Raw genomic sequence first — 8,783 nt, 5'->3', positions numbered from 1 at the left:
AATCTCAACTTTAAAGCTTTCCGTTTCGACAACCGTATACATAGCAAACCTTTAATATATGATACATTGCATTATAATACTAAATCTACTAGTTAACAATCGATTTTAGAATGCTGAAAAATAGAAACTTTCAAAAATACTGTAATTATTCGATTTTGCTTATCAAGTCCACTCCCGCTTTCTTCAACTCCCCTTTCGCTGTTACATAGTGATATAGCGTACTACTGGGAATATCACCAAGCTCCCTGCAAATCGCTGGAATGCTTTTGGTTTGATCAGCCATCAGATGTTGGGCATATTTAAGTTTCTCAGCCGTCATGATTCTGGGCCTGCCACCTTTACGCCCCCGAGCCCTAGCAGCCGCAATCCCCTCTTTCACTCGCTGACGTATAATATTTCGCTCCATCTCAGCAAAGGCTGCCTGAATCTGTAAAAACGCTCGACCTGCGGGTGTGGTGGTATCCATCGGTGAGTTAATCGCTTTAAAGCCAATGTCTTTTTCAGCCAGTTCATCAATCAACTTTATCAAGTCACTGGCTAACCGCCCTAACCGATCCAAATCCAAAACAACAAGCACATCGCCTTTTCGCAAATAGTTGAGACAATCATCTAATCCTTTACGTTGGGAATTACTCCCCGATGCTTTGTCTTCAAAAATCCGCTCACAGCCGATTTCTTTTAACGCATCAACGTGACGGTCAAATCCGTTGCCCCATCAATAAACACGTTGGCACTCCACACCAGTATAGCTAGCCCCACTAAAAATGCCACAATCGCAATCAACATAAAAAACTCACTTTGCTATTCAATTAAAAAATGCGTTTTTACCGCTATCAATGATAAAAACGCATTTTAGGTATAGGATAGTTAAAGGCTAGGTTTGTTTTGGCAATGTCTTATTCAGATAAAAATAACCGATAATGCCTGCTAAAACTGAACCCATGACAATCCCTAATCGCTCATCAAACGGTTTAATCTCCAATCCTGCGAACGCCAAGCTCCCGATAAATAAACTCATGGTAAATCCAATGCCACATAGGGCAGCGACACCAATTACTTGACCCCAGTTCATGCCTTGTGGCAGATTGGCGAGCTTTAGCTTAACCCCAAGCCAACTAAATAACATCACACCCAGCATTTTACCGACTAGCAATCCCATGATAATGCCCAATGACACAGGGTGGGTGAGTGACGCCATAAAGCCTCCTTCCGCTCCCCCAAAATGGATCCCTGCATTGGCAAAGGCAAATACGGGCAAAATCAAAAAGCTCACTGTATGATGCAAATCATGCTCAAGTTCTTTTAACGGTGAGATTTTAGGGTTTGCCGAATCAGTCATTGGGATAAACATCGCCAGCAATACCCCAGCAATCGTGGCATGAATACCCGATTCAAGCATCGCCACCCATAACACCAATCCAATAATGACATACGCAGAAATACGAGTGACATTAAAACGATTCATGATAAACAATACTGCAAGCGTTAAAGCGGCAACCCCTAAGGCGGCTAGGTTTAACCCACTGGAATAAAACAAAGCAATGATTAAAATCGCCCCAATATCATCGAAAATCGCAATTGAGGTTAAAAACACTTTAAGCGACAGCGGCACTCGGCTACCCAGTAAGGTTAATACCCCCAACGCAAAGGCGATATCCGTGGCCGCAGGAATCGCCCAACCCTTAGCAAAATCAGGGTTTTGGTAGTTAAACATCAAATAAATTAAGGCAGGAAACACCATGCCGCCCATGGCAGCGAGTGCAGGTAAAATGATGTTGCGTGGGTTGGACAATTCCCCTACCATCATTTCACGTTTAAGCTCAAGCCCCACTAAAAAGAAAAACACTGCCATTAACCCATCATTAATCCAATGAAGCAAATGGTGTTTCACCACGAAATCACCAAAACTTATCGCAATCGGAAAATGCAATAAATGCTCATAGCTTTCTTGCAATGGCGAATTGGCAACAATCATTGCCAGTAGTGCAGCGATGGCTAAAACAATACCAGCCGCTGCATCCATCGCAAAAAACCGCTTAAGCGTTTGCTGAAAATTACTCATAGACCCTCCTAATATAAAAATAGCTATTTATTCTCTTTTGTGAATGCTATTCGCTGTTCAATTCTTTCTGCCACTTGCTTAGGGTCAACTTGTGAATTATCGAGTACCGCCGCCCACGCATACACGATATCATCTTCATAAATATGACCAAATCCTGCAGGCGTTTGGTTAGACGCTGGCATATCCAGAGATAATTCCCAAAAACTTAACACAGGCAACCATCTAGGTAAATGACTAACCCCTCGACCCTTGGGTTCTGCCATCCAGTCAGGTGCTTGCCATAGCATCTTGGACGACCACCACACGATAGGGTCTGTCGCATACTGCAAAAATACAATTCGTGGTGACTGCCAATCATTTGTCAGTTGTTTTAATGAGGCAGGATTATCCATAAATCGCACATGTTGTCCGCTGTGAATAATAGGCAAGGCTTCTGTCGAACCTTTATTCCGATTCGCCACCAGTTGTTGCCATAGTGGGCTAAATCTTGGCGTTCCCACCCACACCGCCCCATCAATACGATTAATGACATCATCATAATTGTTAAAAAGCGATTGACTGGCATACGCCCCTAACGACTCTCCTGCAAGCAGTAATTTAGGGCGTTTATCAATCGGCATTTGCTCAAGACGTTGTTTGACGGCATTTATCAACTCGCTATTGGCAAACGTGGCAAGCTCACCATTCAACAAAAACGAAAATTGACTGGGTAAATACGAGTATTGAATCGCCACCGTTGCCACATCGCCTTGGGTCAAATACTCAACCGCCTGACTGCTGTACTCTTCAATCCAGCCCCGTCCTGTAGCCCCTTGTATCACGATATAGCGGCGGGTAAACGCCTGCGTTCTATCCATCTCATCAAGGGCGGTCTGCACCATTTTTTCTAACAACGCTTTATCAGGTTCTTGACGATTCAAACCAACGAATACCCGAATCGGCTCTTTGGCAGGCAATCCTGTCAGCAAGCTAATATCCTTCTGCGACGCCCCAAGCGAGACAAAGCGTTGTCCAAAATGCCCCAACTCCTGCCACTGTTGGGCAGGTTTTTCTTTATTACTATGCCCCGTTTGCCCACTATCAAACCCTGATTTATACCGTGAGAATGGGGCTGATAAGGCATCGGGGTCAGAGATATCAAGTTGCATGGCACTATAGGCGACTTTCTCGACAACTTTGTGCCAGATATAATCTCGACTTAACGTAACCAATCCGACAATCAGTAGTAAAAAAGCCCCTGCTTTCATACTCATTTTTGTGGTAGTAGAAAACTGTGGAAAGCCACGTTCTACCCCCATCAACACCAATTGCTTTATCAAGCGAGCGATAAACACGACCAACCCCCAAATCAATAGACTTAAGAGCATTGACCCACTGACACTAAGTAATGACGGCGGTGTTATCTGGACCTGTTGGGCAATCTTGGCAGTAATTTGGTAATGATAACAGGCAAACCCAATAGCACCCATAAGTCCTACCAGCATTGTCACTATTGGCAGTGAACTTGGGTAATAGATACCTGATTTATCACTGGGTTTTGCAAATAAACGATATAACCAGTACCCCATAAGACCCAACACAACGCCAAGACTATAACCAGCGATAGCATTAATCCCACCACTGATTGCCTGCAACCACCAGACCCGTGGCAACAACATTGGTACATAGGACACATATAGACAAAAAAAACCCAGCATTAACCCAACTGCTGAACTATCTTTAATCTGTCGCTGTAGCCATTGAGCGACCAAATGCGTATTATTCATCTATTTTACTCAATAAAAAAAGGGTAAGACCATTGTCCTACCCTTCATTGTAAACGATTCGACGATTAGTAACGAGTAATCAACGCAATCGGCTCCTTTTCATCCATTTGCTCAGTGGGTACAAATACCACCTCACCACCGTTATGTCTAACCAATTCAATGATTTCACTAACCGCATCATCGGTTACACCCTCAGCAGTAGCATCATCTTGGACTTGTAGGGTCTGTGCTTTCTCATCAATCTTCGCAGGCACACTATGACCTTGACGAACCAATAGCGTTACCGCATTGCCTTCAAACGCCGAGCGATAGATTTGTTGCAAATCAGTACGCACCATCTTTTCATTACGAGCTTTTTCAAGGTCGCCTTTGGCAGTTTCGTAACGAGTCTGACGCTTTTGCTCAACGATGTCTTGAACGCCAGCAATAATGTCCTCTGGCTTGCTGTCGTTCAGATATGTTAAATTATCGACTTTACCAATAATCATATCAGGGCGGTCGCACACTTTTTCATAAAAACCAATATTGTGGCTATCACCCACCAAAATCACAGGTAGTGGTGATTTGTTATAAAGCTCTTGCAAGCTTTTATCAACACGGTTAAAGAACTCTTTTAAGTACATATCATCGTCTGATGAGCCTGTACGGTCTGCTTTACTGTTGTTGGGTAGCGTTGAGTTGTTAATAGGGAAGGTCAACTCGCTCATTGTTTGTTGACGTTCGCTACCGCCTTTAATTTCTTTAACCAGACGATTATTCACGCCTTCAATCAGACGGGCTTTTTCAGGCGTAACTACCAACACATAATAGCCAACCCCTTCTGATAAGTTACGCATGAGGTCACGGGTCGCAAACTTTTCACCAATGATGACTCGCTCAGCGGCATCAAAGGGCAAACGCACCACTTGAGCAGATTCAGGCGTGGCAAACACAGCCAGCGTATCTAAGTTATAGTTATGGTCAAGCTCATCGGTTTGGGCATGGATTTTTTCCATCACACTTGCAGCAACACGCTTGTCGTATTCATTGGTGACACGTTCTTCGACGATTTTAAGTTGGTTTTTTAGGGCAATTGCGTCTTGCTCATTGTCTGGGAAAGTACGGTGGGTCGGAATAAATACGCTAACCGCTGGATTACCTGTTTGCCCACGCAATGTTTTAAAAGTTTCTTTTAAATTGATGTTATTCATGTGTAACTCCCATTTTAAAATTAAATAAAAAATAAATATCAAAAACAAAACATAATAAGAAAATATATTTCTAAATATAGCAAAATATAGAATTTATTTTTCATATTTAAGCTAAAATTTGATTATATCAATCATAATAAGAATTAAAAGTAAAATATTGTATCGCTTATATATGGCAATGTTATAGTTAGCATCGTTTGAACAATAAAAACGAGTATTATAAAAGACGTAGATTTCAAAAGTTCTAGACTGGGATAAACGATAATGGTCTCATACCTAATCTGCCATTTATAACTAACTTAATGTCTAGAAACAAAATTTTGGGTCAAAGGGTAGATATAAATGCACTCACAAACGTGGCCTTGGCTTATCCGAAAGCGGCTAGACTGCTATAGTCTTCGAAGACAGAAAGTGCTACGGCGTTAGGCTCACTCACAGTACTATTTGTACAGTTTCGTTCGCCTGCCTTGTATCACTTTTATGTTTCTGTGACTATATTTCCCTAATTCTTTGCTGATATCGAATAAGGTAGAGTGTAAAAAAACAAGCCACACTTTAACCAGGGGTTATCTGAGAATTCGGGTCATATTGCACGCTAAGGAATTTTGTCGAGTATTATACCATTATAGATTCGCGTGATAATAGAACTAGCCTACGGAAAACAGATGTTTTCATAGAGTTTCTTATTTTCTTAAGTTTATGCCTATTTTTGTAAATTAACCTATCTATAAATCAGCGTTCAACACATCTTTAAACAGAGCTTATAAGAAACTTTCGATTACACTCACTAAAAGGTGTTTAATAGAAGGGCTCAAGTACTATGCAAAATGAGCAATCTCATCAATTAACTCAGGTTTTTTGCCTAATAATTTAAGTAAGACTTGCGCTGAGCCACTCGGTTTACGCTGACCTTGCTCCCAAGATTTTAACGTATTGACAGAAATACCTAAGGCTTTGGCAAATTGACTTTGCGACAAACCCGCTTTATGGCGGACTTGAGCCGTATCTGATATTTCTGTCGTACGTGCAAAGATACCTGCTTTGGTTTGGTTTAATGCTTCAATCAAATTGTCTCGCTCTGCTATCAAATCAGGTTCATCATCAATAATCGCTTGAACCGCTGCTTCAACATCGAAGTCTTTAGGAAAATTCGTTTTCATCAGTTATCCTTTTAGCTTTTGAAGCTCACTTGCCAAAATATTTTCTTGTTCATTTTTTGCATAGAAGTAAGACATCACAATCAGTGTAAGCATCCGACCATCCCATCTACCACCATTCTAAAAAATACGAGATAGTGCCCACTTATTTTGATCTGAACCCCGAAAGTTGGACACCCTTTTTAACGATTTTTGAAGTATTTCTACATAAATGGTAAAATTAAAAATATTTTTTGGGATTTATTGTTGTTCACCAAGTCACTTGCCTTATAAGGTTTTTAAAATTCTCGAAAACTCTAGCAATAACTTGCTCTCTTGGTTCATTCCAAAGCTTAGATAAACTATTGATTACTGGCATAACTTCGCCAGGCAAAATTGGCTGATTTTTACTCTTAACAAATGGGCCATCCGTTTCAGTGATAATGCAGTTTTTGGGAATTCTGCTGACGAGCTGTTTTCCTTTGTTGGTTGAGAGCATCCTTTGATTTACTGAAAACCAACAGCCATTAGCTATCGCTCTGTTTAATTGAATTTCATTTCCTGTGTACCAGTGTAGAACAGGTACGCCATTTGAAAAATGATTTTTTAAACAGTCAAGTACGCTATCCACAGCCTGAAGACTATGAATGGTTAAAATTTTAGGAGTAGACTTATTCGATTGTATAACAATATGCTCAAAAACTTTCTGTTGAATCGATTGAAATTGTTTTAGTGAGCGCGAGCCATCTAATCCTATTTCACCTATATATTTTGTGTCGTCCACTAATAGGTCAAATAAATCTAGTTCATCACTTCGTTCGTGAGCTATCTGTGGATGCAAACCAAGAGCTGTTTGAATTCTTTGATGGTTTTCTGCAAGTTCCTTTGTACCGAACCATGCTTTAGGTGTTGTCGTGACTGATAGAATATAACTTGAAGCATCGCATAAAGAAGCGACTTTATGCGGATTTTCATATAAATCCAAATGGCAATGCAGATCAATCAATGGGTACATTAGACAGTTACATCCAAATTTTGAGTTTGTAAATAATTTTTCACTTCACCCATTCCCCTTAAAACAGTATCTATAATGCTCTGACGTTCAGTTTTCTCAAATGGTAATGAACCCGACCTTGCCACCCAAATATTTTTATTCGAAGCATTTTCTAAACTCTGAATAGCGACAATCATAGACATCAAATCGTCTCTATTATTGGGGTTTTTGATGACATGGTTTAAAACTGGGAATTGGTATGGTGTATTATCATTATAAGTGGCTGCATTAAAAGAAGCTCGCCTAATCAAGCATGGCACACATCTGCCGCATTGAATACCTGAGCGTTTCCATTTACCACAGGAAACTGTATCAACGGCAACCTTTTTCAGTAAAGCCTGATTTTGGCAGTCTACTATCATCTCACCCTTTGTTTTAAACTGGTAAGGATTCAATAGCTTAACAGGTAAACCAATATTGATGAACAATTCGTTCAGCTTTCCTAAAAAAAAGGGATGAGTCGTTCTTGTACTCAATGAACCAATTCGTCGAGCTGTTAATGGTGGATTGATCGAAATAAGCCCATTTTCTGGGATATAAAGGTTAACGGTTTGATTATTATAGTGGTTTTTTGATAACGCAGTAGCAATCAATGCTCCAAATGCAATAAAGTTAAAACTCCGTGTTCTCATTTGTACATCGACTGGGATTTCTTTTACTTTTCTTGGGTTTGCGACGACTTGAAATTTAGCATTAGTAAGGCGAAGTTTGTTATAAACATCATCCTGTTTTTCCCTATCTTTTGGATAAGCATGGCTGACTAGTACAGGTTTTTTCCCTTGTTGTGTTAAATCTATGGCTCCAATCATACTATCGAGACCGCCAGAGAATAAACAAACCGAGTCATGATTATCGATGTGTATTTTTCGAGCTCGTCGATGCGTTATCTTACTTGGTATTTGAAAATCACTTTGACTAAATTCAAAATCCCATAAGTCACCGCTGAGAAAATGTAAAGTTTCTTGAAGTAATGATCTTTGTTGTTGCCACAAATCTGGTTCTAGTAAAGGTAGATGAACCTTAAATTGACGACACCAAGCATCTTCTGCTCTGGTGTTTCGTTCAACGAAAGTATCAGCGGCAGTAACTGCTAACGATAACATCATTAAGTCAAAAGCTGTTTCGTCAGGCTGTTCTTGTAATCTTCTGAATTCTTGTAAAGCAGCTCCGCCAATACTGTTGTACATACCTTCCAGTGCAGATTTGCCAAACATCCGGACTGGTAATACATTACTTGACATATTAGGTAATTTAGTGGGGTCAGTCTCAAAATATAGTTCAATCATTTAGATAGTCCTCCCACTCGGTCCAAATCTCTTTAAGTGCGGTTTTTTGGATGGTTTCAATGTCATTGCGGGTTAGTGTATCTTTGTTTTCTTTTAGCTGTTCACTCATATGTTTATCTACACAAGATTCAATCAGAGCATGTAAATCATTTTCTAGTTCAAGAAATTTCTCTGGCGTATCTGCCTTGTCAAACGATGTTCTGGAATCTAGCATAATTTCTTCAAATAAGTATTCTGAGGTGTAATTAAGCATTAAATCAATAATCAAATCATCAGAAATTTGACTAGC

Annotated in this window: 7 protein-coding genes and 1 pseudogene; all 8 read right to left on the bottom strand. The window is 40.2% G+C overall.

Features of this window, described 5'->3' with window-relative positions; translation table 11 throughout:
• Positions 1 to 145: 145 nt before the first annotated feature.
• Positions 146 to 658 carry a recombinase family protein gene (locus RTR63_RS11020; RefSeq protein ID WP_312524240.1) on the bottom strand — a complete coding sequence of 171 codons (513 nt, stop codon included), beginning with the start codon at positions 656 to 658 and terminating at the stop codon, positions 146 to 148.
• Positions 659 to 874: 216 nt separating this feature from the next.
• Positions 875 to 2,062, bottom strand: a complete 1,188-nt coding sequence (nhaA, locus tag RTR63_RS11015; RefSeq protein ID WP_312524238.1) for a Na+/H+ antiporter NhaA — start codon at positions 2,060 to 2,062, stop codon at positions 875 to 877.
• Between the two features lie 23 nt (positions 2,063 to 2,085).
• Positions 2,086 to 3,828 carry an alpha/beta-hydrolase family protein gene (locus tag RTR63_RS11010; RefSeq protein ID WP_312524236.1) on the bottom strand — a complete coding sequence of 581 codons (1,743 nt, stop codon included), beginning with the start codon at positions 3,826 to 3,828 and terminating at the stop codon, positions 2,086 to 2,088.
• Positions 3,829 to 3,893: 65 nt separating this feature from the next.
• Positions 3,894 to 5,018, bottom strand: a complete 1,125-nt coding sequence (locus tag RTR63_RS11005) for an AOC03_06830 family ribosome hibernation factor (RefSeq protein ID WP_312524235.1) — start codon at positions 5,016 to 5,018, stop codon at positions 3,894 to 3,896.
• Between the two features lie 818 nt (positions 5,019 to 5,836).
• The gene (locus RTR63_RS11000; protein ID WP_060996132.1) at positions 5,837 to 6,178 is read right to left on the bottom strand and encodes a helix-turn-helix domain-containing protein; all 342 of its coding nucleotides are present in this window, start codon (positions 6,176 to 6,178) and stop codon (positions 5,837 to 5,839) included.
• 247 nt (positions 6,179 to 6,425) lie between these two features.
• On the bottom strand, positions 6,426 to 7,169 hold the full coding sequence (gene qatD, locus RTR63_RS10995) for a Qat anti-phage system TatD family nuclease QatD (protein WP_062333040.1): 744 nt from the start codon (positions 7,167 to 7,169) through the stop codon (positions 6,426 to 6,428).
• A complete protein-coding gene (qatC, locus tag RTR63_RS10990; RefSeq protein ID WP_062333038.1) occupies positions 7,169 to 8,494 on the bottom strand; it encodes a Qat anti-phage system QueC-like protein QatC in 1,326 nt (441 codons plus the stop codon). Before qatC ends, qatD begins: the two co-directional genes overlap by 1 nt.
• Positions 8,487 to 8,783, bottom strand: a pseudogene (locus RTR63_RS10985) (hypothetical protein); the annotation flags it as partial. The gene qatC and the pseudogene RTR63_RS10985, both read right to left, overlap by 8 nt.

The organism is Moraxella sp. CTOTU47724 (genome assembly GCF_032014955.1).
Lineage (GTDB): Bacteria > Pseudomonadota > Gammaproteobacteria > Pseudomonadales > Moraxellaceae > Faucicola > Faucicola tetraodonis.
This window is presented reverse-complemented; position numbering and strand designations above follow the sequence as displayed.

Coding starts and splice junctions, on each gene's coding strand:
- qatC (WP_062333038.1), bottom strand. CDS start 8,494: ATGATTGAACTATATTTTGAGACTGACCCCACTAAATTACCTAATATG.
- RTR63_RS11000 (WP_060996132.1), bottom strand. CDS start 6,178: ATGAAAACGAATTTTCCTAAAGACTTCGATGTTGAAGCAGCGGTTCAA.
- nhaA (WP_312524238.1), bottom strand. CDS start 2,062: ATGAGTAATTTTCAGCAAACGCTTAAGCGGTTTTTTGCGATGGATGCA.
- RTR63_RS11005 (WP_312524235.1), bottom strand. CDS start 5,018: ATGAATAACATCAATTTAAAAGAAACTTTTAAAACATTGCGTGGGCAA.
- qatD (WP_062333040.1), bottom strand. CDS start 7,169: ATGTACCCATTGATTGATCTGCATTGCCATTTGGATTTATATGAAAAT.
- RTR63_RS11010 (WP_312524236.1), bottom strand. CDS start 3,828: ATGAATAATACGCATTTGGTCGCTCAATGGCTACAGCGACAGATTAAA.